We start from the raw sequence: 26637 nt of genomic DNA, 5'->3' as shown, positions 1-26637 counted from the left end.
TTGTACAACAAAAGGCAATGCGTGGTGAAGCCCAGTTAATTCCGTCCGCGTGCCCCATCGCAATCGCGACGGTGCGATCATCCCGTGTTTTTCCGGAATTTTTTCCGTGCGTTCCCGTGCGGCCCCGCGTAAACGCGAGGGATAAGCCAGACATATCTATGCGCGTAGATTTTTCGGGACTGTACTCTGACATCACCGCTTCAGCTCACGCACCACACACCGGGAGTGCCAGTGGCACGCGTCGTAGTCGACGTCATGCTCAAGCCGGAGATCCTCGACCCGCAGGGCCAGGCGGTGCAGCGCGCGCTGCCACGCCTGGGTTTCGAGGGGATCGCCGACGTCCGTCAGGGCAAGCGCTTTGAACTCGAGGTGGAGGGTCCGGTCGACGACGCCGCCCTCGCCCGAATCCACGAGATGGCGGAAACGTTTCTCGCCAACACCGTGATCGAGGACTTCACCGTGCGAGTCGAATCGTGACCGCACGCGTAGGAGTCGTCACGTTCCCCGGCACCCTGGACGACCGCGACACCCAGCGCGCCGTCCGGATCGCCGGCCTCGAGCCCGTGCCGCTCTGGCACCGCGACAAGGACCTCAAGCAGGTCGACGCCGTGGTCCTGCCCGGCGGTTTCTCCTACGGCGACTACCTGCGGGCGGGCGCCATCTCCCGCTTCTCGCCGGTCATGGAGACCGTCATCGAGCAGGCCAAGGGCGGCATGCCCGTCCTCGGCATCTGCAACGGCTTCCAGGTGCTCACCGAGACGCACCTCCTCCCCGGCGCGATGCTGCGCAACAACCACCTGCACTTCATCTGCCGCGACCAGAAGCTCCGCGTCGAGAACGCGGACACCGCCTGGACGGCCGACTACGAGGCGGGCCAGGAGATCTCCGTCCCGCTGAAGAACATCGACGGCCGCTACGTGGCCGACGAGCGCACCCTCGACGAGCTCGAGGCCGAGGGCCGCGTCGTCTTCCGGTACCTGGACGTCAACCCCAACGGTTCGCTCCGCGACATCGCCGGCATCACCAACGCCGCCGGCAACGTCGTCGGCCTGATGCCGCACCCCGAGCACGCCGTCGAGCCCCTCGTCGGCACCGGCCGCACGGATGGGCTCGGATTCTTCACCTCGATCCTGAAGAAGCTGGTCAACGCATGACTCTCGACACCGTCAAGCACGCCGACGAGACCCCCGACGTCGAGCAGCCCTGGGCCGAACTGGGCCTGAAGCAGGACGAGTACGAGCGCGTCCGTGCCATCCTCGGCCGCCGTCCCACCGGCGCCGAGCTGGCCATGTACTCGGTCATGTGGTCCGAGCACTGCTCGTACAAGTCCAGCAAGGTGCACCTGCGCCAGTTCGGCGAGAAGGCCCCCGAGAACGACGCCCTGCTCGTCGGCATCGGCGAGAACGCCGGCGTCGTCGACGTCGGCCAGGGCTACGCGGTCACCTTCAAGGTCGAGTCGCACAACCACCCGTCGTACATCGAGCCCTACCAGGGCGCGGCCACCGGCGTCGGCGGCATCGTCCGCGACATCCTCGCCATGGGCGCCCGTCCCGTCGCCGTCATGGACCCGCTGCGCTTCGGCGCCGCGGACCACCCCGACACCAAGCGCGTCCTGCCGGGCGTCGTCGCGGGCATCGGCGGCTACGGCAACTGCCTGGGCCTGCCCAACATCGGCGGCGAGGTCGTCTTCGACGCCTGCTACCAGGGCAACCCGCTGGTCAACGCCCTGTGCGTCGGCGTGATGAAGCACGAGGACATCCACCTCGCCAAGGCGTCCGGCGCCGGCAACAAGGTCATCCTCTACGGCGCCCGCACCGGCGGCGACGGCATCGGCGGCGTCTCGGTCCTCGCGTCCGAGACCTTCGACGACTCCAAGCCCACCAAGCGCCCCGCCGTCCAGGTCGGCGACCCCTTCCAGGAGAAGCTCCTCATCGAGTGCACCCTGGAGATCTTCCGCGAGGACCTCGTCGACGGCATCCAGGACCTCGGCGGCGCCGGCCTGTCCTGCGCCACCAGCGAGCTGGCCAGCGCCGGCTCCGGCGGCATGCGCGTCGAGCTGGACCGCGTACCGCTGCGCGACGCGACGCTCTCGCCCGAGGAGATCCTCATGAGCGAGTCGCAGGAGCGCATGTGCGCGATCGTCGAGCCGGGCAAGGTCGCCCGCTTCCTCGAGATCTGCGAGAAGTGGGACGTCATCGCCACCGTCATCGGTGAAGTCACCGACGGCGAGCGGCTGGAGATCTTCTGGCACGGCGAGCAGATCGTGGACGTCCCGCCGCGCACGGTCGCCCACGAGGGCCCGGTCTACGAGCGCCCGTACGCCCGTCCGGACTGGCAGGACGCCCTGCAGGCCGACGACGCGAACAAGCTCGCCCGCCCGGGGACCGCCGAGGAGCTGCGCGCGCAGGTCCTGAAGGTGATCTCCTCCCCGAACCAGGCGTCCAAGTCCTGGATCACCGACCAGTACGACCGGTTCGTGCAGGGCAACACCGTGCTCGCCCAGCCCGAGGACTCGGGCATGGTCCGCGTGGACGAGGACACCGACCTCGGCGTCGCGGTCTCCACGGACGGCAACGGCCGCTACGCCAAGCTCGACCCGTACGCGGGCGCGCAGCTCGCGCTCGCCGAGTCGTACCGCAACGTGGCCGCGACCGGCGCCCGGCCGCTGGCCATCTCCAACTGCCTGAACTTCGGTTCGCCCGAGGACCCGGCCGTCATGTGGCAGTTCGCCGAGGCCACCCGTGGCCTGGCGGACGGCTGCCTGGCGCTGGGCACCCCGGTGACCGGCGGCAACGTCTCGTTGTACAACCAGACCGGCGAGACGGCCATCCACCCGACCCCCGTGGTCGCGGTGCTGGGCGTCATCGACGACGTCAACCGCCGTACGCCGATGGCGTTCTCGGACGAGGGTCACCTGCTCTACCTCCTGGGTGACACCAAGGAGGAGCTGGGCGGTTCGGCCTGGTCGCAGGTGATCCACGACCACCTCGGCGGGCTGCCGCCGGCCGTGGACCTCGACCGGGAGAAGCTGCTCGGCGAGATCCTCATCTCGGCCTCCCGCGACGGCATGATCGACGCCGCGCACGATCTCTCCGACGGCGGTCTGATCCAGGCCCTGGCCGAGTCGTGCCTGCGCGGCGGCAAGGGCGCCCGGATCGTCGTTCCCGACGGCCTGGACCCGTTCGTCTTCCTGTTCTCGGAGTCCGCGGGCCGCGCGGTCGTCGCCGTGCCGCGCAGCGAGGAGCTGCGCTTCACCGACATGTGCGGCGCGCGGGGCCTGCCGGCGGCGCGGATCGGCGTCGTCGACGGCGAAACCATCGACGTCCAGGGCCAGTTCGAGCTTCCGCTGGCGGAGCTCCGGACGGCGCACGAGGCGACGATTCCGGCGCTGCTCGCCTAGCGGGGAGCGTCCCGGAGCCGACATGTCGGCGGCCGGGCCGGCGGGTTCGCCCGCCGGTCCTGGCCGATGTCACAGGGCCGTCCTAGGCTCGGCGTCATGTCTCCCGCTCCGCGCACGCCACGCCCTCGTCGTTACGACCCCGCCAAGGTGCGCGCTGCCCTGGACGGGCAGGTTCGGGTCGTATGCGAGGCGGTGGACGCGCTGTGCGCGGGTCCTGACGCCCGGGCGGTGCTCGACTCGCCCACGTGGCAAGGGGATCGGACGGTGCGCGACCTGGTCGTGCGTCTCGCCGGAGTGCTGGAATCACTGCCGCGCCGCCTCGCCGAGGCGACCGCGGCGGGCGCTTCCGCGCGCGCCGGGATCACCCTCATCGACTATGTGAGCGGCCCGAGTTCACGGGCCGGGGAGCTCGCGGCGGCGGCCCCGGCCGATGCCGCGGCGCTCGCCTCGGTGGAGCCGCCGGCACTCGCCGGCCGGCTGCGCGAGGCTGCCCGGAACCTGGCGGACGCCGCCGCCGGCACGGATCCGGCGACGGTCGTTCCGACGGTCGCCGGGGCCATGACGGTCGCCGATTTTCTGGTGACCCGACTGCTCGAGACGGTCGTCCTCGCCGACGACTTGGCGGACGCCACCGGTACGGCCCCGCGGCACGACCGGCAGGCCCTGGCGGCCGTCACGCGCCTGCTCGCGGACACCCTCGCGGCCAAGGCTCCGGGGGGCTCCGTGGAGGTCCGTATCCCGCCGTTCGCCGTGGTTCAGTGCGTGGCGGGCCCCCGGCATACCCGCGGCACCCCGCCGAACGTGGTCGAGACCGATCCATTGACGTGGATTCGCCTTGCCACGGGACGTTCGAGCTGGGCTGTCGCGCTCGACGACGCCGCCGTGAGCGCGAGCGGCGAGCGTGCCGACATTTCCGATCAACTACCGCTGCTCAGTTGAGCGAAGAGTGTTCGCAGCGCGTGCGAGTGATTTCTTTCGGCCACGAAAGGGTGATTCGCTGTGCCTGTCGAGTGGCTGTCCGTGGTGTGAGCCATAACCGGTGGTCCCCGGTTCGGATGAACCTCGTCCCTGCCATAGACTCAAGGTGTGCCTCGTGGTGACGGACGACTCAACCACGACCTGCTTCCGGGCGAAAAGGGCCCCCAGGACGCTTGCGGCGTCTTCGGTGTCTGGGCTCCGGGAGAAGAGGTCGCAAAACTCACCTATTTCGGGCTGTATGCGCTGCAGCACCGTGGACAGGAGTCCGCGGGCATCGCGGTGAGCAACGGCTCCCAGATCCTCGTTTTCAAGGACATGGGACTGGTTTCCCAGGTCTTCGACGAAACCTCTCTCGGCTCTCTTACGGGCCATATCGCGGTCGGTCACGCCCGCTACTCCACCACCGGAGCCTCGGTGTGGGAGAACGCTCAGCCGACGTTCAGGGCGACGGCCAACGGCTCGATCGCCCTGGGCCACAACGGCAACCTGGTCAACACCGCCGAGCTGGCGGAGATGGTCGCGGCGCTCCCCAAGGAGAACGGCCGTGCCACCCAGGTCGCGGCCACCAACGACACCGATCTGGTGACGGCCCTGCTGGCCGGCCAGACCGATGACGACGGCAAGCCGCTGACGATCGAGGAAGCGGCCACCAAGGTGCTGCCCGGCGTCAAGGGCGCGTTCTGTCTCGTCTTCATGGACGAGCACACGCTCTACGCCGCCCGTGACCCGCAGGGCATCCGCCCGCTGGTGCTCGGCCGCCTCGAGCGCGGCTGGGTGGTGGCCTCCGAAACGGCCGCCCTGGACATCTGTGGCGCCACCTTCGTGCGCGAGATCGAGCCCGGCGAGCTGATCGCCATCGACGAGAACGGCCTGCGGACCTCCCGGTTCGCCGAGACCAAGCCGCGCGGCTGCGTCTTCGAGTACGTGTACCTGGCCCGCCCGGACACCGAGATCGCCGGCCGCAACGTCTACCTCTCCCGTGTGGAGATGGGCCGCAGGCTCGCCGCCGAGGCCCCGGTCGACGCCGACCTGGTGATACCGACCCCGGAGTCCGGCACCCCCGCCGCCGTGGGTTACGCGGAGGCCAGCGGCATCCCGTACGGCACCGGCCTGGTCAAGAACTCCTACGTCGGCCGGACCTTCATCCAGCCGAGCCAGACCATCCGCCAGCTCGGCATCCGGCTCAAGCTCAATCCGCTCAAGGAAGTCATCAGGGGCAAGCGCCTGGTGGTCGTCGACGACTCCATCGTCCGCGGCAACACCCAGCGCGCCCTGGTGCGGATGCTCCGCGAGGCGGGGGCCGCCGAGGTCCACGTGCGGATCTCGTCGCCGCCGGTGAAGTGGCCGTGCTTCTTCGGCATCGACTTCGCCACCCGCGCCGAGCTGATCGCCAACGGCATGACGGTCGACGAGATCGGCAAGTCGCTGGGCGCGGACTCCCTCGCGTACATCTCCCTCGACGCCATGGTCGAGGCGACCACCATCGCCAAGCCGAACCTGTGCCGGGCCTGCTTCGACGGCGAGTACCCGATGGAGCTGCCCGACCCCGAGCTCCTGGGCAAGCAGCTCCTGGAGAGCGAGCTGGCCGGCGGCTCGGACGCGGCCGACGCGCTGCGCCGTCCGTAGCGCTCGCCCGCCCGTAGTGACGAACGACCGTACTTACGAACGACACGAAAGATCTCAAGACCATGTCTTCTGAGACCACCGGTGCCAGCTACGCAAGCGCGGGCGTCGACATCGAGGCGGGCGACCGCGCCGTCGAGCTGATGAAGGAGTGGGTGAAGAAGGCCACCCGTCCCGAGGCCGTCGGCGGCCTCGGCGGCTTCGCCGGCCTCTTCGACGCCAGCGCCCTCAAGCGCTACGAGCGCCCGCTGCTGGCGTCCGCCACGGACGGCGTCGGCACCAAGGTCGACATCGCCCGCCGCATGGGCGTCTACGACACCATCGGCCACGACCTCGTGGGCATGGTCGTGGACGACCTGGTCGTCTGCGGCGCCGAGCCGCTGTTCATGACCGACTACATCTGCGTCGGCAAGGTCTTCCCCGAGCGTGTCGCCGCGATCGTCAAGGGCATCGCCGAGGGCTGCGTCCTGGCCGGCTGCGCCCTGGTCGGCGGCGAGACCGCCGAGCACCCGGGCCTGCTGGGCGTGGACGAGTTCGACGTGGCCGGCGCCGGTACGGGCGTGGTCGAGGCGGACCGTCTGCTGGGTGCCGACCGTATCCGCGCGGGTGACGCCGTCATCGCGATGGCGTCCTCGGGACTTCACTCGAACGGGTACTCACTGGTCCGCCATGTGCTCTTCGACCGGGCCGGCTGGGAGCTGGACCGCGAGGTTCCGGAGTTCGGCCGCACCCTGGGCGAGGAGCTGCTGGAGCCCACGAAGATCTACTCGCTGGACTGCCTGGCCCTCACCCGTACGGCCGAGGTGCACGCCTTCTCGCACATCACCGGCGGCGGTCTGGCCAACAACCTGGCCCGGGTGATCCCGGACGGCCTGCACGCCACGGTGGACCGCTCCACCTGGGCGCCGGGCGCGGTGTTCGACCTGGTCGGCAAGCTGGGCGGGGTCGAGCGGCTCGAGCTGGAGAAGACCCTGAACATGGGCGTCGGCATGATCGCCGTCGTGCCGCAGGAGTCCGTGGACGTGGCGCTGGCGACCTTCGCCGACCGGGGCGTGGAGGCCTGGGTCGCGGGCGGGATCACCGAGCGCGGCGCTCACTCCGAAGCGGTGGCCCTCACCGGTGACTACTCCGCCTGATCAGCGGAACACGACCGCCCGGGGCCGAGGGTTCCGGGCGGGACGGTCATGGCCCGGGACGCCTGCGAGAAGCCGAGTCCGGCCGCGGGCAGCACAGAACCCGGTCCGGGGCGAGGCCCCGGACCGGGTTTGTGGAAGTCGTCGCGTCAAGCGCGGCGACGATAGACGGACGGGTCGGACGACTGCTCGTCCTCGTCCTCATCGTCGTTGTAACGCGCCGCGTACTGAGCGTACGGGTCGTCGTCCAGCTCGTCTTCCTCAAGCGGCTCGCTCTCCGGCGGCTGCTTGATCGACGGCTGCGTTGCGCCTAGCTCATTGGCCAGACGTGAGAGGTCGGTCCCGCCGCTGCTGTACTTCAGCTGGCGGGCGACCTTTGTCTGCTTGGCCTTGGCCCGGCCGCGCCCCATGGCTCGACCCCCTCATTGACGGGGCTCGACGGCCCCAGAGTCTTGACACGCGTTCACGTTCATGAGTCAGAGCGGACCCCTGTGAAAGGTGTCCGGCCTGTAGAGCTTCAACGGTACCTGCTTCCGCGGCCATACGGTACGTCGCCCGCATGACGTGCCACGCAGCAGAACCGGCGAGATGCTCCGTACTCGCTGGTCAGCTGCGATTTTAACGTGTCCTGGGCGCCGACCCGCCGAGGGGTGGTGAGAGATCTCTCCTTCACCCCCCTCGGCGGCGTGTTTCTGTCGGGACCGGTGTGCGGGTACCGATCACTCACTCGGACCGCAAGTTCACCCGGTCGAGTGATGGCGATGCGGAGTGTTACCGGGCCGCGCGGGCCTCCGCCATGCGCTGCTCGGCGAGCCGGTCGGCCGCGGCGGCCGGCGGGATGCCGTCCGACTTGGCCCGATCGAATATGGCCAACGTCGTGTCATAGATCTTGGTGGCCTTGGCCTTCGCCCGGTCGAAATCGAACCCGTGCAGCTCATCGGCGACCTGGATGACGCCACCCGCGTTCACCACGTAGTCGGGCGCGTACAGGATGCCGCGGTCGGCGAGGTTCTTCTCCACGCCGGGGTGGGCGAGCTGGTTGTTGGCCGCGCCGCAGACCACGGTCGCGGTGAGGGCGGCCACGGTCTCGTCGTTCAGCGCGCCGCCGAGGGCGCAGGGGGCGTAGACGTCGAGCGGGGTGCGGATGAGCACGTCGGCGTCCGTGACGGCCGTGACCTGCGGGTGCCGGGCGGTGATCCGCTCGACGGCCTCGGCCCGGACGTCCGTGATCACGACCTCCGCGCCGTCCTCGACCAGGTGCTCCACCAGGTGGTGGCCGACCTTTCCGACGCCCGCGACGCCGACCCGGCGGCCGCGCAGCGTCGGCTCGCCCCACTGGGTGCGCGCGGCGGCGCGCATGCCCTGGAAGACGCCGAAGGCGGTGAGCACGGAGGAGTCGCCGGCGCCGCCGTTCTCGGGGGAGCGGCCGGTGGTCCAGCGGTTCTCCCGGGCGACCACGTCCATGTCCCGCACGTACGTGCCGACGTCGCACGCGGTGACATAGCGGCCGCCGAGGGAGGCCACGAACCGTCCGTAGGCCAGCAGCAGTTCTTCGGTCTTGATCAGATCGGGGTCACCGATGATCACCGCCTTCCCGCCACCGTGATCGAGTCCCGCCAGGGCGTTCTTGTACGACATGCCGCGCGAGAGGTTGAGCGCGTCGCGCACGGCCTCCTCGTCGGAGGCGTAGGCGTGGAAGCGCGTGCCGCCCAGGGCGGGGCCCAGGGCGGTGGAGTGGAGGGCGATGACGGCCTTCAGGCCGCTCTCGCGGTCCTGGCACAGAACGACCTGCTCGTGGCCGCCCTGATCGGTCCGGAACAGGGTGTGCAGCACGCCGCTTTCGGCGCCGGCGGTGGGACGTACGTCAGTCACGGTGGTGACTCCATATGTCGCGGAGGTCGCCCTCCGAGGGGTGGTGGAGGGCCGGTTGCCCAAGAGGGTAAGACCTGCCGGCCCGCAGAGCCGGTCCCGTGCCGAGGATCACTCTCCCGTGCTCCGGCGCCATGGGACGATTTGGACAGTATGGGGAGGGGCGCCCGCAACTCCCTGGGGGTGTCCTACGGCTTGAGGGAGCGAGCGTGGGCCTGGCGTCGTCGGTGACCGTCCCGTACGCGGCATATCTGCGGGTCTACGAGCCCCTGGCCGCCTTCCCCGAGCCCGAACGGGCCCACTGGGCCCGCTACGCGCGCCGCGAGAGCTTCCCCGGCGTCCAGGACGAACTGCGCCGGTCGCTCGCCGACTTGCTGCCCACCCCGCCGGTGCCCGTTCCGGTGCACGAGAGCGGGGACGCGTTCGTCGCGGTCGTGGACGGCGTGGTGTGCGTCTGTCCCTGGCGGACCCGGCTGCGCGGCTGGCTGGCGCTGGAGGGGCTCGCCGAGCGGTTTCCGGCGCCCGTCCTGGACGCGGTGCTGCCGCCCGTCGTGCGCCGGCAGGCGGAGGCGGACTACGAGCGCTGGCTCGAGCGCAATCCCGACGCCCGCCCGTGGATCAGGACGGCCACCTGGCAGGTGCCGCTGCGCTGGTTCGTGCTCTTCTCGGACGAGGAGCGCGAGTACGGCAAGGGGGAGCCGGGCGGCGAGGGGCTGATGCTGCGCTACCGCACGCCCATGGTGCAGGCCCGGCGGCGGGTGGCCCGGGGGCTGCGGACGCTCCGGGACGCGATCGAGGAGGGGCCGCTGATCGACGGCCTCGTGGACGTGGGGCGGTGGCTGGAAGAGTTCCATCCGAGGTCCCTGGTGGAGCTGGACTACGGCGGACTTGTGCATATGGTTCCCGAGGCGCAACTGGAAGAGGACCATTCCGCTGCCGACACGGCGGAGGGTCTGGCCGCGCTGCGGGCGGGTGACGGAGCGCGGGCCGGTGCCGCGTACGAACGGCTGACGGAACGTTGGCGGGCCGTGCGCGACCGCCAGTTCGCGAACTGATCCGGGGCACGGCGGGACGGTCGGCGCTGGGGGCGGGACCTAGGTCCCGATCCGGGCCATTGCCACAACCGTGACCTATAGCACTTACTTCAGGTCTTGCGCCCATCGCCCATCCTCGTGGCAAAATAGGACAAGGAGTCCGGGAAGGGCTCCTTCCGCCCAAGTAAGGGCGGATAGATCGGTATTGCACTCCTTGGCGGGTCTGGTGACCCCTGATCTGATTGATCCCGCTGTGACTGATCGTCACGGTGGCGTGACTGTCCGCTATGGCATGGTCCATCGGCTTCCGTCGAGGTTGAACACCTGAGAGGGCAATTCCATCGGTTTGGCCGACGTGGCTGGACAGATGGTGTAGTTGTAGTGCCGAGGACAAGCCGTTCGTCCTATAACCGACTCGGCCCGCGTCCGCCATTTCGGGCAACGCGGGTCAAGGTGCAGAATTTAGAGGAAAGAACCGACGTGATGGTTCGGTTCTCCCGAGGAGGCCGCTCATGACCGCTCGCACCCCTGATGCCGAGCCGCTGCTGACCCCGGCTGAGGTTGCCACGATGTTCCGCGTGGACCCGAAGACGGTCACCCGCTGGGCCAAGGCTGGCAAGCTCACGTCCATCCGCACGCTCGGAGGACACCGGCGCTACCGCGAAGCGGAGGTCCGCGCCCTGCTGGCGGGCATCCCGCAGCAGCGCAGCGAGGCCTGAACAACTGAAGAACGGGTGATTTCCGGGGCCCCCAACCCGGCAGCCGCCCACTGAAGCTCCACCTGCGCAACAAGCGACCCGGTGCCTGCCCCAACAGGCATCGTGCCCACCGACTTGGGTGAGTCGTCGATCGCGCTGGACTCCGCCGGGTCCAGCGCGATCTTTTTTATGCCCTGACGCCGGCCGTCCGCCGCGTCGGGGGCCCGATCCGGAAGGACTGTCCGGACGGCCCCGGGGTAGGTGCAATTGCACATATTAAATTGACCGGGTGTAGGGAGGGGTTAAGCTCCCCCCCTTCCGTAACTCTTTCGGTGACTCCCGTCACAGTGCGGCATGCTTGTCGCCCACCACCCTTGTGGGGTAAAGGACTTGAGCGTCCGTGCCGCACGGGTCACCGGGCCTCGGCATCCGGGTCCCAGGGCTCCTGTGTCTCGCCCGCGGCCTCCTGGGCCAGCCGCAGCAGCCGGTGGCAGACCGGGCAGTGCCTCGTCAGGTGGCGGTAGCCGGCGGCGGCGGAGAGGTGGGCGCGCAGCAGCGCACGGGTCTCATGCCGGATGCTCTCCGTCCGCTTGTCGGGCCGGGTCGTCGTCATGGGGCGCAGCACCTCCCACTGACTGGGTACCCCTGGCACGTGTCCCAGTCAAGGTCGAACGCACGAAGCCCGGAACCAGGGGAGTGGATTCGGGCCTTCCGCCGACGCGCCCTCAAAGGGCTCCGAACAGCAGCAAGGCCCGCGCCAAGTCTATGGCGCGGGCCTTGCTCTGATGCGGTCCTGACGGGATTTGAACCCGCGGCCTCCACCTTGACAGGGTGGCGAGCACTCCAAACTGCTCCACAGGACCTTGCTTGCTTTCCCGGTTCCCCGGGGCTGCGAAACAAGACTCTACAGCAGGTCAGGGGGTGCGGTCGAACTCCCTCGGTGAGGCGTGGGGCACACGCCGCCGACGCCGCGCTCGGCGGCGCCGGCAGCCCGCGCGCTCAGGGCGCCAGCTGGTCGATCGCCTTGACGATCCGCTTGTCCGAGACGGGATGGGCGGTGCCGAGGGCGTGGGCGAAGTAGCTCACCCGCAGCTCCTCGATCATCCAGCGGATCTCGCGGGCCTCCTGGGGCACCGGCCGCCCCTTGGGGAACTGCTCCAGCAGCCACGCGTACTCGTCCCGCATCTCCGTCACCTTCGCCATCCGGACGCGGTCCCGCTCGGCGTTGGACGGCAGCTGCGTCAGCCGCCGGTCGGCGGCCACCAGATAGCGCAGCAGGTCCGGCAGCCGGCGGACGCCGTGGGCGGTCACGAAGCCGGGGCGGATCAGATCCGCCAGCTGCTCCCTGACGTCCGTGAGGGACGGCAGCAGCACCGGGCTGGCGGTGGCCTTCAGGCGGCGCTCACAGGCCTGCCAGGCGGCCAGCACCTCCTGGACCTTGCGGATCGTGTCCAGCGTCGCGTCCACGATGTCGGCGCGCACGGCGTCGAAGAGCTTGCGGAAGGACTCCTCGTCCCAAGCGGGGCCGCCGTGGGCCGCCATCAGCCGGTCGGCCGCGCCGGAGACGCAGTCGTCGAAGAGGGCCTGGATCGAGCCGTGCGGATTCCGCGACAGGGCGAGCTTCTGCTGGTTGCCGAGCTTGTCCTGGGCGAATTTCGCGGGGTTCGAGGGCAGGTTGAGCAGGATGAGACGGCGGGTGCCGCCCCACATGGCCTCGCGCTGCTCCGGCTCGGTGTCGAAGAGCCGTACGGCCACCGACGCGCCCTCGTCGACGAGCGCGGGGTACGCCTTGACCGGCTGGCCGGCGCGGCGGGTCTCGAAGGTGCGCGGCAGCGCGCCGATCGTCCACCGGGTCAGGCCCGAGCGCTGCTCGAGGCCGCCGCCGGAGGACTCCGCGGCCTTCTCGAAGGCCTTGGTGATCGCGGCCTGCGTCTTCGGCTTGAGTTTCAGCCGCAGCGCCTCCAGGTCCTTGTCCTCCGCGATCTTGCGCTTGCGCTCGTCGATCACCCGAAAAGTGATCTTCAGGTGGTCCGGGACCTTCGCGAGGTCGAAGTCCTCCGCCTCCATCCGCACGCCCGTCATCCGGTGCAGCCCGCGGGCCAGCGCCGTCGGCAGCGGCTCCTGCAGCGGAACGGTGCCGTCCAGGAACCGCTGGGCGAAGTTCGGCGCCGGGACGCAGTTGCGGCGGATCGGCTTGGGCAGCGAGCGGATCAGCTCCGTCACCAGGTCCTCGCGCAGCCCCGGGATCTGCCAGTCGAAGCCCTCGGCCGAGACCTGGTTGAGTACCTGCAGCGGGATGTGGACGGTCACGCCGTCCGCGTCCGCGCCCGGCTCGAACTGGTACGTCACCCTGAACTTCAGCCGGCCCTGGCGCCAGGAGTCCGGATAGTCGTCCTTGGTGACCGCCTCGGCGTTCTCGTTGATGAGCATCGAGTGCTCGAAATTGAGCAACTCGGGCTCGTCGCACCGCTTGTGCTTCCACCACGAGTCGAAATGCGCCCCGGACACGACATGTTCGGGCAGCCGCTGGTCGTAGAAGTCGAACAGCGTTTCGTCGTCCACCAGGATGTCGCGTCGGCGGGCACGGTGCTCCAGCTCCTCGACCTCGCCGAGGAGTTTGCGGTTGTCGTGGAAGAACTGATGATGCGTCCGCCAGTCGCCCTCGACCAGGGCGTTGCGGATGAACAGCTCCCGGCTGGTCTCCGGATCGATCCTGCCGTAGTTGACCTTCCGCTGCGCCACGATCGGCACGCCGTAGAGCGTCACCCGCTCGTACGCCATCACCGCGGCCTGCTTCTGCTCCCAGTGCGGCTCGCTGTACGTGCGCTTCACCAGGTGCTGGGCGAGCGGCTCGACCCACTCCGGCTCGATCTTCGCGTTCACCCGGGCCCAGAGCCGGGAGGTCTCCACCAGCTCCGCCGACATCACCCAGCGCGGCGGCTTCTTGAACAGCGCCGAACCGGGGAAGACCGCGAACTTCGCGCTGCGGGCACCGACGTACTCGTTGTTCTTCTCGGTGTCCTTCAGGCCGATGTGCGACAGCAGACCCGCCAGCAGCGACTGGTGCACGCGCTCCGGCGCCGCGTCCTCCTCGGCGAGGTGGATGTCCATCGTCCTGGCGACCGTACGCAGCTGGTAGTAGATGTCCTGCCACTCGCGTATGCGCAGGTAGTTCAGGTACTCCGACTTGCACATGCGGCGGAAGGCGGACGACGACAGCGTCTTCTGCTGCTCGCGCACATACCGCCAGAGGTTGAGGAAGGCGAGGAAGTCGCTCGTCTCGTCCTTGAACCGGGCGTGCTGCTGATCGGCCTGCGCCTGCTTCTCCGACGGCCGCTCGCGCGGGTCCTGGATGGACAGGGCGGCGGCGATGACCATGACCTCGCGGGCGCAGCCGTTGCGGTCGGCCTCCAGCACCATCCGGGCCAGCCGGGGGTCGACGGGCAGCTGGGAGAGCTTGCGGCCCAGCTGGGTGAGTCTCTTCTTCGGATCCTTCTGCTGCGGGTCGATCGCCCCGAGCTCCTGCAGCAGATCGACACCGTCCTTGATGTTGCGCCGGTCCGGCGGGTCGATGAAGGGGAACTTCTCGATGTCGCCGAGGCCGGCCGCGGTCATCTGCAGGATGACGGAGGCCAGGTTCGTCCGCAGGATCTCCGCGTCCGTGAACTCCGGACGGGAGAGGAAGTCGTCCTCGGAGTACAGCCGGATGCAGACGCCGTCGCTCGTCCGGCCGCAGCGGCCCTTGCGCTGGTTGGCGCTCGCCTGCGAGACCGGCTCGATCGGCAGCCGCTGCACCTTGGTGCGGTGGCTGTAGCGCGAGATACGGGCGAAGCCGGGGTCGATGACGTACTTGATGCCGGGGACCGTCAGCGACGTCTCGGCCACGTTGGTGGCGAGGACGACGCGGCGGCCGGTGTGCCGCTGGAACACGCGGTGCTGCTCGGCGTGCGACAGACGCGCGTAGAGCGGAAGGATCTCCGTGCTCTGTCCGATGGCGCCTCCGGCGCGGAGAAACTTCTTCTCGAGCGCGTCGGCCGTGTCGCGGATCTCCCGCTCGCCGGACAGGAAGACCAGGATGTCGCCCGGCCCCTCCTTCTGCAGCTCGTCGACGGCGTCGCAGATCGCGGTGATCTGGTCGCGGTCGGCGTCGCCGGAGTCCTCCTCCAGCAGCGGGCGGTAGCGGACCTCCACCGGATACGTACGGCCCGAGACCTCGACGATGGGAGCGTCGCCGAAGTGGCGGGAGAAGCGCTCGGGGTCGATGGTCGCCGAGGTGATGACGACCTTGAGGTCGGGCCGGCGGGGCAGCAGCTGGGCCAGGTAGCCGAGCAGGAAGTCGATGTTGAGGCTGCGCTCGTGCGCCTCGTCGATGATGATCGTGTCGTACTGGCGCAGCTCGCGGTCCGTCTGGATCTCCGCGAGCAGGATGCCGTCGGTCATCAGCTTGACCATGGTCTCGCCGCCGACCTGGTCGGTGAAACGGACCTTCCAGCCGACCGCCTCGCCCAGCGGCGTGCGCATCTCCTCGGCGACGCGCTCCGCGACCGTGCGGGCGGCGATCCGGCGGGGCTGGGTGTGGCCGATCAGGCCCTTGATGCCGCGGCCGAGCTCCAGACAGATCTTGGGGATCTGGGTGGTCTTTCCGGAGCCGGTCTCACCCGCGACGATCACGACCTGGTGGTCGCGTATCGCCTCGAGGATGACGTCCTTCTTCTGGCTGACCGGAAGCTGCTCGGGATAACTGATCTCGGGGACGGCGGCGCGGCGGCCCAGGACCCGCAGCTCGGCCGTGTCGGCCTCCGCCGCGATCTCGGCCAGGACGGCCGCACGGGCCTCGGGCTTACGGATACGGCGTGCCCCGTCCAGCCGCCGCCCCAGTCGCTGCGCGTCGCGCAGCATCAGCTCGGGGAGGCGGGCGGCGAGGCCGTCGAAGGTGGCGGGGGCAGGCTGCGTAGACATACGAACCCCAGGATCGCACCACGCGCCGCGAAGCGGCGAACGCATTTAGCGGGGGGAAAGCACGGAGACCCCCATCCGGCGGCGGAGCTCATCGGGGCGGGGCCGGGGTCGCGGGCGCGGCCTCCACCTTGCCGGGGTGGCGAGCGGTGATCGGGGCGTGTCGTGCCCGGAAAACACCGAGACCCCCATCCGGAGATGGGGGTCTCATGGTGGCTGGGGCCGGGGTCGAACCGGCGACCTTCCGCTTTTCAGGCGGACGCTCGTACCAACTGAGCTACCCAGCCACGTGACCGTCCGAAGACGATCACAGCGGTCCTGACGGGATTTGAACCCGCGGCCTCCACCTTGACAGGGTGGCGAGCACTCCAAACTGCTCCACAGGACCATGCTATGTGCGAGCACTAGTCTCGCACACGGTACAGCGTGCCCCCAACGGGATTCGAACCCGTGCTACCGCCTTGAAAGGGCGGCGTCCTGGGCCACTAGACGATGAGGGCTGATGGCCCACCTGGGCGCTTCGCAGCGCCTCGGGGACGTGAGAAGCATATGGGATGGGAGGACCGATCGCCAAAACGGTTTGCCGAGGCGCTCCGCCGGACCGTCCTGATGGGCGTTCGTGCCGGACAATGGCGGGGTGCTGGAGATGACGCGCGAGGAGTTCGAGGAACTGGTCGCCGAGGGCCTGGACCGGATCCCGCCGGAGCTGACACGGCTGATGGACAACGTCGCCGTGTTCGTCGAGGACGAGCCGCCGGCGGACGCGCCGGACCTGCTCGGGCTGTACGAGGGCACGCCGCTGACCGAGCGCGGCGAGTGGTACGCCGGAGTGCTGCCCGACCGGATCACGATCTACCGGGGGCCGACGCTGCGGATGTGCGAGAACCGCGACGAGGCGGTGGCCGAGGTGGAGGTGACGGTCGTTCACGAGGTCGCCCACCACTTCGGGATCGACGACGCGAGGCTGCACGCGCTGGGCTACGGATGATCGATGGCTGACGGCCGACCGCCCGGCGTGTCCTGGGCGGGGCGGGGCCAGTTGGGCAGGAAGTCTGTCCCCTGCACCCGAAGGCGGTCTCTTCCATGCGCGCATCGTCGGCGCCCGCGTCAGCGCTCACCCGTCTCGCGGCCGTGGCTGTGGCCACACTGGCCCTGGGTGGGTGCATGAGCGTGAGCGACCCCGGGCACCACGCGCCCGGCGGGACGGGCAAGCAGCGCGAGACCGGGGCGCAGCCGGACGGCGGGATCCAGCTCCCGGGCGGCCGGGCGGGCCGTGCGGACGCGAAGGCGGGCAGGAACGGGGCGAGCGGAAGCCCGGCGGCCAAGGGCGGGCGCTCGGGTTCCGCCTCGGCGGCGCCGTCGACCGCCCCGGGGTCGTCGCCGCCCGCCGAGCGGCCGGGCAAGCCGGGGCCGCAGAAGCCCCCGTCCGGCCCCGGTCAGGGCACCTCGCAGCCGCCGGGCAAGCCGTCGGCCCCGCCGCAGCCGCCCACGCAGCCCCCGAGCACCCAGGCGCCGCCCTCGCCGCCGTCCCAGCCGCCGTCGTCCTCCCCGCCGGCCCCGCAGCCGGGGCCGCAGGCCGGGCCGTCGTAGGGCGGGGCGTCACGGACAGCGGCGTCTCGGCGCGTACGGTCAGCGGCCTCGTACCCTGTCGGGCGGCCGCCGTCGGGGACGGTGTGGCGCAGGCCATCGGACGGCGGCTTGCGCAGCACGGCCTTGGGTGCGTATGGTGGTAGATCGTTTGATCCCATTTGCCCGGCGCCTCACAGAAGCGCGCCGTGTGGCGCGTTCCTTACCTTGCCGTGGCTGACCGCATCGAGGCGGTCATTTGTGAAGCCGACACGGAGCTTGGGCGCGTGCCGAAACTCCGGAAGGTTTCGCATTTCGCATGTCCATTTCCACTGACACCACCACCATGCCCGAGGCCGACGAGATGATCGTCGAGGCCGCCGCGGAGGTCGTCGAGGCCGCCGCCGAGGCCGCCGAGGCCGCCGAGCCGCAGATCACCTTCGGCGACCTGGGCCTGGACGACGCCATCGTCCGCAAGCTCGCCCAGAACGGCGTGACCACCCCCTTCCCGATCCAGGCCGCGACCATCCCGGACGCCCTGGCCGGCAAGGACATCCTCGGCCGTGGCCGCACCGGCTCCGGCAAGACGCTCTCCTTCGGTCTGCCGCTGCTGTCCACGCTGGCCGGCGGTCACACCGAGAAGAAGCGCCCCCGCGGCCTGATCCTCACCCCGACCCGCGAGCTGGCGATGCAGGTCGCCGACGCCCTTCAGCCGTACGGTGACGTGCTCGGCCTGAAGATGAAGGTCGTCTGCGGCGGTACGTCCATGGGCAACCAGATCTACGCCCTCGAGCGCGGCGTCGACATCCTCGTCGCCACCCCGGGCCGTCTGCGCGACATCCTCAACCGCGGTGCCGCCACCCTCGACAAGGTCCAGGTCACCGTCCTCGACGAGGCCGACCAGATGGCCGACATGGGCTTCCTGCCCGAGGTCACCGAGATCCTCGACCAGGTTCCGGCCGGCGGCCAGCGCCTGCTGTTCTCCGCGACGCTGGAGAACGAGATCGACACCCTCGTCAAGCGCTACCTGGTCAGCCCGGTCACGCACGAGGTCGACGCGGCGCAGGGTGCGGTCACGACCATGACCCACCACGTCCTCGTCGTGAAGCCGAAGGACAAGGCCCCGGTCACGGCCGCCATCGCCGCCCGCAAGGGCCGCACGATCATCTTCGTCCGCACCCAGATGGGCGCCGACCGCGTTGCCGAGCAGCTGCTCGACTCCGGTGTCCGCGCGGACGCGCTGCACGGCGGCATGACCCAGGGCGCCCGTACCCGCGTCCTTGAGGACTTCAAGGCCGGCTATGTGAACTGCCTGGTCGCCACCGACGTCGCCGCCCGCGGCATCCACGTCGACGGCATCGACCTGGTCCTCAACGTCGACCCCGCCGGCGACCACAAGGACTACCTGCACCGCTCCGGCCGTACGGCCCGCGCCGGCCAGTCCGGCACGGTCGTCTCCCTGGCCCTGCCGCACCAGCGCAAGCAGATCTTCCGTCTGATGGAGGACGCGGGCGTCGACGCCTCGCGCCACATCGTCGGCGGTGCCGGCGCCTTCGACGAGGACGTCGCCAAGATCACCGGCGCTCGCTCCCTCACCGAGGTCCAGGCCGACTCCGCGGCCAACGCCGCCAAGCAGGCCGAGCGCGAGCTCGCCGACCTCAACCGCCAGGTCGAGCGCGCCCAGCGCCGCGCGACCGAGCTCCGCGAGGAGGCCGACCGCCTGCTGGCGCGCGCCGCCCGCGAGCGCGGCGAGGACCCGGAGGCCGCGGTGGCCGCCGCCGCCGAGGAGGCCCAGGCCGAGGCCGCCGCGCAGGAGCAGGAGGCGGCTGTCGCCGCGTCCGTGCCGGCGCAGCAGGCCGCGCCCGCGTACGAGCGCCGCGACGAGCGGGGCAACTACGAGCGCCGTGGCAGCAGCGAGCGTGGCGGCTTCCGCCGCGACGACCGTCGTGACGACCGCCGCGATGACCGCGGTGGCGACCGTGGTGGCTTCCGCCGTGACGACCGTGGCGGCGACCGCGGTGGTTTCCGTCGTGACGACCGCCCGTCGGGTGGCTTCCGTCGTGACGACCGTGGCACCGACCGTCGTGACGACCGCGGTGGCGACCGTGGCGGCTTCCGTCGTGACGACCGCCCGTCCGGTGGTTTCCGCCGCGACGACCGCCCGTCGGGTGGCTTCCGTCGTGACGACCGTGGCACCGACCGCCGCGACGACCGTGGTGGCGACCGTGGCGGCTTCCGCCGCGACGACCGTCGTGACGACCGCCCGTCCGGTGGTTTCCGCCGCGACGACCGTCCCTCCGGTGGCTTCCGTCGTGACGACAACCGCCCGTCCGGCGGCTACCGCTCCGGTGGCGGCGACCGTCCGTTCAACCGCGACCGTCGTGACGACAACCGCCCCTCCGGTGGCTACCGCTCCGGTGGCGGCGACCGTCCCTCCGGTGACCGTCCCTCCGGCGGCTTCCGTCGCGACGACCGCCCGACCGGTGGTTTCCGCCGCGACGACAAGCCTCGCTGGAAGCGCAACGGCTGATCCGCACAGCTGAACTGAGGGCCCGTACGGCGCGTTCGTCGCCGTACGGGCCCTCGGCCGTTCAGGAACCCGCCATAAGGACTCGGGCTCCGGCGGTCGGCCGGGCTATGCTGCGGTGTGCGGGCCGTTAGCTCAATTGGCAGAGCAGTGGACTTTTAATCCATTGGTTGTGGGTTCGAGTCCCACACGGCCTACCGCGGAGGCCCAGGTCGGATCCATTCCGGCCTGGGCCTCTTTGGCGTTTCGGGCGGCGTTCGCGGGCCCGGGGGAGGGCCTGCGCCGGAACGGGCGGCGAACGTGGGGACAACGGCCGGGGGTGGGTGGCGGTCGTGCGCGGCCGCGCCACCCGCGCGGGTGGTCGCGGGGGGATTCCGGTCCGCTTTCGTGAGGGTTTGCCGGTGATGGGCCGGTGCGGGCCGCCCTAGGGTGACGGGCCCCGGACCGGAATTGCCGGAGGTAACACGCCATGAGGCATATGCAGCTGCTGCGCTCCAGGCCCGTTCGGGTGCTGTGGCTGTCGATGGCGTTGTCCGTCCTGGGCGACCGGCTCTACGGACTGGCCGCGATGTGGGTGGTCTACGAGTCGACCGGCTCGTCCTCGCTGATGGGGCTGGTGGGCGTCGTCGAGTCGCTGCCGTACATCGTGCTGGGCGCGGCGGGTTCACTGGTGGCGCGGTTCACCTGCTGGCACTCGCTGGCCAGGGTCGACGCCGGCCGCGCGCTGGTCGCAGTGGCGGTCCCGATGCTGTGGTCGCCGGACCTCCCCGGCTTCCTGGTCATGCTCGTCCTGGTGCTGCTGCTCGGCTCCCTCAGCGCCGTTTTCGAGCCGAATCTCGGCGCGTTGATTCCCCAGCTCGTGGATCCGGACCAGGTGGAGCAGGTGAGTTGCCTGTTCGACCTGACCTCGCGGGTCGCGGCGGTCGTCGGCCAGGGGAGCGTCGGGGCGCTGCTCGTGCTCGTACCCGAGATCCATCTCTTCGCCATCGACGGCTTCACCTTCGCCGTGTCGGCCGCCGCGCTCGGCTGGCTCGGCCGGCGCAGCGCGATGGCGTCGGCCGGCATGACGGCGATGCCCGTGCCGGAGGTGCCGGTGCCGGTGGTACCCGTGACGGAGGAGGGCGCGACGGGAGCGGGCGGGGCGGCCGGTGTCGGGCATGCGCCGGTCGTGCGCGCCTGGGGCCTGCTGCGTGCCCACCAGGGCGTGGGCGTGGCCATCGCCGTGCACGGCGTGGCCCTGTTCACCGCCGCCGTCTCCACCGTCGGCCTGCCCCCGCTGCTCGTCACCCGCTTCGGCCAGGGCGCCGCCGGCTACGGGCTCTCTCTCGCCGCCACGGCGGCCGGCGGCCTCGGCGGCAACCTGCTCACCGGGCACCTGCCGCCCCGCCGGCCCTGGCTGGCCACGTACTGCCTCGCCTGGACGGCGTCCGGGCTGGCCCTGGCCGGGCTGGGCGTCGCCGGCTCCATGACGACGGTGATCGCGCTCTGCGTGACCTCCGGGCTGCTCTTCCCCGTGACGGCCGTGACGTTGCGCGCCCGCCTCCTGGCCTTCGGCACGGCCGAGCGGCTGCGGCTGCTCACGGTCGATCAGACCGCGATCCGTACGGCCGGTACGGCCGGTCTCCTGCTGCTGCCGTTCGCCGTGGACGCGGCCCCGGCGACCGCCTTCGTCGGCGCGGGCCTGCTGCTGTCGGCGGCGGCCCTGCTGGGGTGGTGGCTCGGCGGGCGTACGGACGGGGGTACGGGGGCGGGTACGGACGGCCGGGGTGACCGGAGTCCGTGTTAGGCCACCCGGGCGGTGTTCGCCGGCACGATCTCGCGGACGCGGACGCTCTGCGGCCCCCGCTGCGCCGGGAGTTCGGGGACGCGCCTGCGAGTGGCGTCCGCGTGACGTCCGGGTGGCGTCAGAGGGCGGCCGGGGTGGTTCACCCCGCCGCCCAAGGCCTGCCGCCAGTTGGTGAAAACCCCGCCCCGGCGCCGTGTTCGCGCCGCTACGGTAAGTGCGCGGGGTGGGGTTCGGTGTGGCGAGGTCGGGAGGTCGGCAGGCATGACGCAGACGCGAGCGGGCGGGGGCGAGGGCGAGAGCAGGGGCGGCTGCGGTGAGCCGGGCGGCCCCGGACGCGGTCCGCGGGGCGGCGCGTCCGAGCCGACGCCCGCCGAGCAGGTCGAGGAGCTGCTGAAACGGGCCCAGAACGGCTTCGAGATCGCCGAGCGGGTGCTGGAGCGGCTGGGCACGGCGCTCATGCACCAGGCCGAGCTGCGCTCGTACCGCCAGCGCAACGACGAGAGCCGCCCGCTGCGGTGCAACACCTACCGGCACATCTTCCTGCTGGCGGACGGCAGCAGCCTGCTGCTGTACGAGCTGGAGCACGACACCGGGCCGCAGGAGTGCTTCCTGTACGAGCTGTACGCCGACGAGGACGCCCTCGACGCCGCCGAGCGCCGGGTGCACGACCGGATCGGCGGCGGGGGCATCGGGCCGGGCAGCGAGGCCGAGGAGCTGCCGGCCTGGCTGGCGGAGGAGCTGCTGCTGGCCATGGGGCCGACGCGGCCCCGGAGGGAGTACGTCTGCGAGGCCTCGCCCGACCACGCCCGCAGGCTGCTGCGGCGCGCGGAGAACACGGACGGCCCCGGTGAGGTGGTCCGCGACCTGCTGCGGGGGGCGCTCGGCCATCACATCGCGCTGATCACCAAGCCCAGGCGCCGGGGAGCCGGGCGGGACACCACCTGGTGCCGGTTCTACGAGCACGCGTTCCTGCTGGAGGGCGGCGGCGAGGTCAGCCTCTGGGAGCTGGAGCACAACATGACGACGGACGGCCGGCTCGTGTGTGAGGTGTATCTCGACGAGGCGGAGGCGGAGGTGGCGGCCGACCGGCATGCCCGGGCGCAGGGCGTCGAGTTATAGGGCCGGGCGGGGGTGGGGAGCGAGGGCTTGGGGTGGCGTGATAGTCATGTACGTGCCATCCCTGCGGTTTCCTCGTGCTACGATCGTTCGAGTTGCAGTTGTGGTACCCATGAACTCGTGTGCGCCTCGGCCATGTAGCCGAAGGCGCATTTTTGGTTTCGCCGGTCTATTTCCGGTTTGGGGCCCATCCCATCACTAAGGAGACAGACATGGCGACCGGCACCGTTAAGTGGTTCAACTCGGAAAAGGGCTTCGGCTTCATCGAGCAGGACGGCGGCGGCCCCGACGTCTTCGCCCACTACTCGAACATCGCCTCCAACGGCTTCCGTGAGCTGTTCGAGGGCCAGAAGGTGTCCTTCGACGTCACGCAGGGCCAGAAGGGCCTGCAGGCGGAGAACATCGTCAACATCTGACGATCACCCGCAGCGCCGTAGCGCGCCGCAGCGCGCCGACGCTTTTGATGGGGCCCGCACCACTGGGTGCGGGCCCCATCGTCGCGTCCGTCCGAACAGGGGGTTAGGCACCCCATTGAGGGAAGGTCCCCCCGAATGACTCGCTCCACCGCACGCCCCGCTCGTTCCGAGCGCCCCGACCGTTCCGAGCGCTCCCCGCGCACGTCCCGCCCCGCCCGCAGCCGCGGCGGCGACGGTGGCGGACGCCAGTCCTCCGGCCGCGGCCGGACCGTCGAGCCGCAGGGCGGCGAGTTCGAGACGCCGGTCAGCACGACCCCGGGCCTGCCGCCGGTCGACTCCTTCGCCGAGCTCGACATGCCCGCCGGCCTGCTCGCCACCCTGACCCGCGAAGGCGTCACCGAGCCCTTCCCGATCCAGGCCGCGACCCTGCCGAACTCGCTGGCCGGCCGGGACGTCCTCGGCCGCGGCCGCACCGGCTCCGGCAAGACCCTGGCCTTCGGCCTCGCGCTGCTCGCCCGTACCGCCGGACGACGTGCCGAGTCGGGCCGTCCGCTCGCGCTCGTCCTCGTCCCCACCCGCGAGCTGGCCCAGCAGGTCACCGACTCGCTCAGCCCGTACGCCACCGCCGTCAACCTCCGGATGGCCACCGTCGTCGGCGGCATGTCCATCGGCCGTCAGGCCCAGACGCTGGCCCGTGGCGCCGAGGTGCTGGTCGCGACGCCCGGACGCCTCGCGGACCTCATCCAGCGCGGTGACTGCAAGCTCGGCGACGTGGCGATCACGGTCCTCGACGAGGCCGACCAGATGGCCGACATGGGCTTCCTGCCGCAGGTCACCCGGCTGCTCGACCAGGTCGCCCCGCAGGGACAGCGGATGCTGTTCAGCGCGACGCTGGACCGCAACGTCGACCGGCTCGTGCGCCGCTTCCTCTCCGACCCGGTCACGCACTCCGTCGACGCCTCCGTCGGCGCGGTCGTCACGATGGACCACCACCTGTTCCACGTCACGGACCAGGACAAGAAGGACTCCGTCACCCGCGTCGCCGCCCGCGCCGGCCGCGTGATCATGTTCGTGGACACCAAGCGCGGCGCCGACCGCCTGGTGAAGAAGCTGCTGTCCGAGGGCGTACGCGCCGCCGCGCTGCACGGCGGCAAGAGCCAGCCGCAGCGCAACCGCGTGCTCGACCAGTTCCGCACCGAGCAGGTCACGGCCCTGATCGCGACGAACGTCGCCGCGCGCGGCATCCACATCGACGGTCTCGACCTCGTCGTGAACATCGACCCGCCGACCGACCACAAGGACTACCTGCACCGAGGCGGCCGCACCGCCCGCGCGGGCGAGTCCGGCACGGTCGTCACCTTCGTCCTGCCCGAGCAGCGGCGCGAGATGAGCCGCATGATGGTCACGGCGAAGATCACCCCGAACGTCATCAAGACCTACCCCTCCGACCCGGAGCTCGCCCGCATCACCGGCGCCCGTGAGCCCAGCGGCGTCGCGGTGGTCATCGCGCCGCCGGTCGCCGCCCAGCCGCAGGCCTCCTCCAAGCCGTCCCGCTCGCGCGGCAGCCGTGGCGGCCGTGGCCGTACGCGCACGGAGGGCGGCGGCTCCGGCACCTCCTCCGCCACCTCCTCCGGCGGCGGCTTCCGCGGCTTCGGCGGCGGCAACTCCGAGGGCGGCTCCCGGCGCTCCGGCACCCGCCCCGGCAACGCGGTCGGCGGCCGTTCGCGCCGCAGCGGCGGCGGTGCCGGCGGCGGTCGCGCCTCCCGCTGAAACCGGCAGTGCTTGAAACCCGGCACCCGGCCTGAAGCCGGCCGGACCTGAGCCGACGAGGGCGCGGCGCTGTCACGGCGCCGCGCCCTCGTCGGCTTCACTGCGTCGCACCCTCGTTCGGCGCACCCCGCTCGCAGGAGCGCCCGACACCCGCGAGGGTGGACCGGAACGCATGAATCGCTCGGTACGCGCGCGTGCTGCGCGACGTACTGCGCGACATGCCGCGCGTACGGCGTGTCGGTGAGCGGCGAGTCGGTGAGTCGGGCAGGAGAGCGCACGGTGCGAAAGCGGTGGCGGCGGGAAGGCACCGAAGCGGACCGGCCCTCCGCGCGGGAGCACCAGGCCTCCCGGGCGCGCCGGCTGCCGCTCGTGGTCATCGCCGCCGGCATCCTCTTCGACGTTCTCACGCCCCCCAAGTACTCCTCGGCCCCCTTCTTCGCGTCGGCCCCGCTCATCGCGGCATCCCTGCTGTCCCCGCGCGGCACCCTTCTCGTCGGGCTCACGGCCCTGGCCGCGATGGTGGGGCTCAGCATCGGCCATCAGGCGCCCGAGACCGGCGAATCCGTGACCGAGGTGGTCACCGTGCTGACCGTCGGCGCCCTCGCCCTCGGCATCAACCGCATCGTCCACAGCGGCGACCGGAAGCTGGCCTCCGTACGCGGCATCGCGGAGGCCGCGCAGCGTGCCGTGCTCCCCGCGCCCCCGGCCCGGATCGCCGGCCTGCGCGTCGCCGCCCGCTATGTGGCGGCCCAGGCCGACGCCCGCATCGGGGGCGATCTGTACGCCGTGCAGGACACGCCGCACGGCGTACGCGTCATCGTCGGGGACGTACGGGGCAAGGGGCTCGGCGCGGTGGAGGCGGTCGCGGTGGTGATCGGCGCGTTCCGCGAGGCGGCGGAGCAGGAGCGCACGCTGGAGGGGCTCGCAGCGCGACTGGAGCGCGCTTTGCAGAGAGAAGGCGCGCGCCGGGCAAACATCGATCGGACGGAGGGTTTCACCACCGCCGTGCTCGCCGAGGTCCCGCACGGCGGCGGCGCGCTGCGCCTGGTCAACCGCGGCCATCCGCCGCCGCTCCTCGTCTACCCCGACGGCATGATCGGCGAGGCCCGCCCCGCCGTGCCCGCGCTGCCGCTCGGCATGGGGGAGCTGGGCGAGTGGCCGGACCGGGTGGAGGAGTGGGAGTTCCCCGTGGGCGCGACCCTGCTGCTGTTCACCGACGGGGTGAGCGAGGCGCGGGACGCGAGCGGCACCTTCTACGACCCGCGGGGACGCCTGACCGGCAGGCAGTTCAAGAACCCCGACTCGCTCCTGGACACCCTCGTCGCGGACGTCGCCCGGCACGTCGGCGGCCGGACCGACGACGACATGGCCCTGCTCGCCATCCGGCGCGGCGACGGCCGTCACCGCCCCGCCACGGTCACCCACGCGATCGGCCCGGGCACGGCGCGTACGATCCGCGTCCAGCCGGATAACGGCTGACGAACGGTCACGTCCGACGTATCCCGAACTCACCCCAAGAGGCGGGCGGATTCACGCTTTCGGCTTGGTTTCCGGCCGCCATGTCTATTAACGTTCGATAACGCAGCGCGGACGTTGCAACCGCCGCAAGAGGCGGCACCGCGCCCTTCGCCGAATCCCGTGGATGGAACCGGGGAACCATCAACCTTTGGGGTGAATCGGGCCGTCGAACCGGCCCGTAGGAGACCTTCCTGCTCCGAACCCGTCAGCTAACCCGGTAGGCGAGTCGGAAGGAAAGGAGTGCGCC

The 26637-nt window shown here is 70.9% G+C and carries 20 protein-coding genes, 5 tRNA genes and 1 riboswitch; of the genes, 17 read left to right on the top strand and 8 right to left on the bottom strand.

Annotated elements, in window-relative coordinates:
- Positions 1 to 231 precede the first annotated feature (231 nt).
- The 6 genes from purS to purM all read left to right on the top strand — a co-directional run bounded on the left by purS (position 232) and on the right by purM (position 7137).
- Complete coding sequence (purS, locus tag J1792_RS05160) at positions 232 to 477, top strand: phosphoribosylformylglycinamidine synthase subunit PurS (RefSeq protein ID WP_086566111.1); 246 nt, start codon at positions 232 to 234, stop codon at positions 475 to 477.
- Complete coding sequence (gene purQ / locus J1792_RS05155; protein WP_086566110.1) at positions 474 to 1154, top strand: phosphoribosylformylglycinamidine synthase subunit PurQ; 681 nt, start codon at positions 474 to 476, stop codon at positions 1152 to 1154. The genes purS and purQ overlap by 4 nt, the downstream gene beginning before the upstream one ends.
- The gene (gene purL / locus J1792_RS05150) at positions 1151 to 3400 is read left to right on the top strand and encodes a phosphoribosylformylglycinamidine synthase subunit PurL (RefSeq protein WP_086566109.1); all 2250 of its coding nucleotides are present in this window, start codon (positions 1151 to 1153) and stop codon (positions 3398 to 3400) included. The genes purQ and purL overlap by 4 nt, the downstream gene beginning before the upstream one ends.
- Before the next feature lie 96 nt (positions 3401 to 3496).
- Entirely contained in the window at positions 3497 to 4339 is an 843-nt protein-coding gene (locus J1792_RS05145; protein ID WP_086566108.1) for a sterol carrier family protein, read from the top strand.
- Between the two features lie 147 nt (positions 4340 to 4486).
- On the top strand, positions 4487 to 6004 hold the full coding sequence (gene purF / locus J1792_RS05140) for an amidophosphoribosyltransferase (RefSeq protein ID WP_086566107.1): 1518 nt from the start codon (positions 4487 to 4489) through the stop codon (positions 6002 to 6004).
- A gap of 62 nt (positions 6005 to 6066) precedes the next feature.
- A complete protein-coding gene (gene purM, locus J1792_RS05135) occupies positions 6067 to 7137 on the top strand; it encodes a phosphoribosylformylglycinamidine cyclo-ligase (RefSeq protein WP_086566106.1) in 1071 nt (356 codons plus the stop codon).
- A gap of 146 nt (positions 7138 to 7283) precedes the next feature.
- Here the strand turns inward: purM and J1792_RS05130 are convergent, their stop codons facing one another.
- Positions 7284 to 7544 (bottom strand): DUF3073 domain-containing protein, encoded by a 261-nt coding sequence (locus J1792_RS05130; RefSeq protein ID WP_086566105.1) that lies wholly within the window; start codon positions 7542 to 7544, stop codon positions 7284 to 7286.
- A gap of 361 nt (positions 7545 to 7905) precedes the next feature.
- Entirely contained in the window at positions 7906 to 9006 is a 1101-nt protein-coding gene (locus J1792_RS05125; RefSeq protein WP_086566104.1) for a Leu/Phe/Val dehydrogenase, read from the bottom strand.
- Positions 9007 to 9212: 206 nt separating this feature from the next.
- Between J1792_RS05125 and J1792_RS05120 the strand changes: the two genes are divergently transcribed.
- Entirely contained in the window at positions 9213 to 10058 is an 846-nt protein-coding gene (locus J1792_RS05120) for a DUF8083 family protein (RefSeq protein WP_086566103.1), read from the top strand.
- A 491-nt stretch (positions 10059 to 10549) separates the two neighbouring features.
- Positions 10550 to 10756: a developmental transcriptional regulator BldC gene (gene bldC, locus J1792_RS05115; protein ID WP_003949541.1), complete on the top strand. Its 207-nt coding sequence runs from the start codon at positions 10550 to 10552 to the stop codon at positions 10754 to 10756.
- Between the two features lie 391 nt (positions 10757 to 11147).
- On the opposite strand, the gene J1792_RS05110 is transcribed toward bldC, so the two are convergent.
- The 6 genes from J1792_RS05110 to J1792_RS05085 form a co-directional block, all read right to left on the bottom strand.
- The gene (locus J1792_RS05110) at positions 11148 to 11348 is read right to left on the bottom strand and encodes a DUF6274 family protein (protein WP_086566102.1); all 201 of its coding nucleotides are present in this window, start codon (positions 11346 to 11348) and stop codon (positions 11148 to 11150) included.
- Between the two features lie 175 nt (positions 11349 to 11523).
- Positions 11524 to 11598, bottom strand: a tRNA-Asp gene (locus tag J1792_RS05105).
- A 136-nt stretch (positions 11599 to 11734) separates the two neighbouring features.
- Positions 11735 to 15694, bottom strand: a complete 3960-nt coding sequence (gene hrpA, locus J1792_RS05100; protein ID WP_207246713.1) for an ATP-dependent RNA helicase HrpA — start codon at positions 15692 to 15694, stop codon at positions 11735 to 11737.
- A 207-nt stretch (positions 15695 to 15901) separates the two neighbouring features.
- Positions 15902 to 15978, bottom strand: a tRNA-Phe gene (locus J1792_RS05095).
- Positions 15979 to 16004: 26 nt separating this feature from the next.
- Positions 16005 to 16079: transfer RNA gene (locus J1792_RS05090), tRNA-Asp, on the bottom strand.
- 39 nt (positions 16080 to 16118) lie between these two features.
- Positions 16119 to 16191, bottom strand: a tRNA-Glu gene (locus tag J1792_RS05085).
- 137 nt (positions 16192 to 16328) lie between these two features.
- On the opposite strand from J1792_RS05085, the gene J1792_RS05080 reads away from it, so the two are divergent.
- The 9 genes from J1792_RS05080 to J1792_RS05040 all read left to right on the top strand — a co-directional run bounded on the left by J1792_RS05080 (position 16329) and on the right by J1792_RS05040 (position 26351).
- A complete protein-coding gene (locus tag J1792_RS05080; protein WP_086566100.1) occupies positions 16329 to 16679 on the top strand; it encodes a metallopeptidase family protein in 351 nt (116 codons plus the stop codon).
- 176 nt (positions 16680 to 16855) lie between these two features.
- Complete coding sequence (locus tag J1792_RS05075; protein WP_207246712.1) at positions 16856 to 17281, top strand: hypothetical protein; 426 nt, start codon at positions 16856 to 16858, stop codon at positions 17279 to 17281.
- A gap of 295 nt (positions 17282 to 17576) precedes the next feature.
- A complete protein-coding gene (locus J1792_RS05070; protein WP_086566098.1) occupies positions 17577 to 19787 on the top strand; it encodes a DEAD/DEAH box helicase in 2211 nt (736 codons plus the stop codon).
- A gap of 121 nt (positions 19788 to 19908) precedes the next feature.
- Positions 19909 to 19981: transfer RNA gene (locus tag J1792_RS05065), tRNA-Lys, on the top strand.
- Between the two features lie 272 nt (positions 19982 to 20253).
- Positions 20254 to 21570 carry an MFS transporter gene (locus tag J1792_RS05060; RefSeq protein WP_107430960.1) on the top strand — a complete coding sequence of 439 codons (1317 nt, stop codon included), beginning with the start codon at positions 20254 to 20256 and terminating at the stop codon, positions 21568 to 21570.
- Between the two features lie 261 nt (positions 21571 to 21831).
- On the top strand, positions 21832 to 22689 hold the full coding sequence (locus J1792_RS05055) for a DUF6227 family protein (RefSeq protein ID WP_242645440.1): 858 nt from the start codon (positions 21832 to 21834) through the stop codon (positions 22687 to 22689).
- A gap of 209 nt (positions 22690 to 22898) precedes the next feature.
- Positions 22899 to 23102: a cold-shock protein gene (locus J1792_RS05050; protein WP_086571010.1), complete on the top strand. Its 204-nt coding sequence runs from the start codon at positions 22899 to 22901 to the stop codon at positions 23100 to 23102.
- Between the two features lie 135 nt (positions 23103 to 23237).
- Positions 23238 to 24872: a DEAD/DEAH box helicase gene (locus tag J1792_RS05045; RefSeq protein WP_207246711.1), complete on the top strand. Its 1635-nt coding sequence runs from the start codon at positions 23238 to 23240 to the stop codon at positions 24870 to 24872.
- A gap of 279 nt (positions 24873 to 25151) precedes the next feature.
- Complete coding sequence (locus J1792_RS05040; protein ID WP_086571006.1) at positions 25152 to 26351, top strand: PP2C family protein-serine/threonine phosphatase; 1200 nt, start codon at positions 25152 to 25154, stop codon at positions 26349 to 26351.
- Between the two features lie 138 nt (positions 26352 to 26489).
- Positions 26490 to 26629: riboswitch (cyclic di-AMP (ydaO/yuaA leader) on the top strand.
- Positions 26630 to 26637: the final 8 nt, after the last annotated feature.

The sequence above is a fragment of the Streptomyces triculaminicus genome (assembly GCF_017349075.1).
Lineage (GTDB): Bacteria > Actinomycetota > Actinomycetes > Streptomycetales > Streptomycetaceae > Streptomyces > Streptomyces triculaminicus.
Note: the sequence above shows the minus strand (reverse complement) of the source record. Positions and strands in the feature narration are given on the sequence as shown.

Coding starts and splice junctions, on each gene's coding strand:
- purL (WP_086566109.1), top strand. CDS start 1,151: ATGACTCTCGACACCGTCAAGCACGCCGACGAGACCCCCGACGTCGAG.
- J1792_RS05145 (WP_086566108.1), top strand. CDS start 3,497: ATGTCTCCCGCTCCGCGCACGCCACGCCCTCGTCGTTACGACCCCGCC.
- purM (WP_086566106.1), top strand. CDS start 6,067: ATGTCTTCTGAGACCACCGGTGCCAGCTACGCAAGCGCGGGCGTCGAC.
- J1792_RS05130 (WP_086566105.1), bottom strand. CDS start 7,544: ATGGGGCGCGGCCGGGCCAAGGCCAAGCAGACAAAGGTCGCCCGCCAG.
- bldC (WP_003949541.1), top strand. CDS start 10,550: ATGACCGCTCGCACCCCTGATGCCGAGCCGCTGCTGACCCCGGCTGAG.
- J1792_RS05110 (WP_086566102.1), bottom strand. CDS start 11,348: ATGACGACGACCCGGCCCGACAAGCGGACGGAGAGCATCCGGCATGAG.
- hrpA (WP_207246713.1), bottom strand. CDS start 15,694: ATGTCTACGCAGCCTGCCCCCGCCACCTTCGACGGCCTCGCCGCCCGC.
- J1792_RS05075 (WP_207246712.1), top strand. CDS start 16,856: ATGAGCGTGAGCGACCCCGGGCACCACGCGCCCGGCGGGACGGGCAAG.
- J1792_RS05070 (WP_086566098.1), top strand. CDS start 17,577: ATGTCCATTTCCACTGACACCACCACCATGCCCGAGGCCGACGAGATG.
- J1792_RS05060 (WP_107430960.1), top strand. CDS start 20,254: ATGAGGCATATGCAGCTGCTGCGCTCCAGGCCCGTTCGGGTGCTGTGG.
- J1792_RS05055 (WP_242645440.1), top strand. CDS start 21,832: ATGACGCAGACGCGAGCGGGCGGGGGCGAGGGCGAGAGCAGGGGCGGC.
- J1792_RS05050 (WP_086571010.1), top strand. CDS start 22,899: ATGGCGACCGGCACCGTTAAGTGGTTCAACTCGGAAAAGGGCTTCGGC.
- J1792_RS05045 (WP_207246711.1), top strand. CDS start 23,238: ATGACTCGCTCCACCGCACGCCCCGCTCGTTCCGAGCGCCCCGACCGT.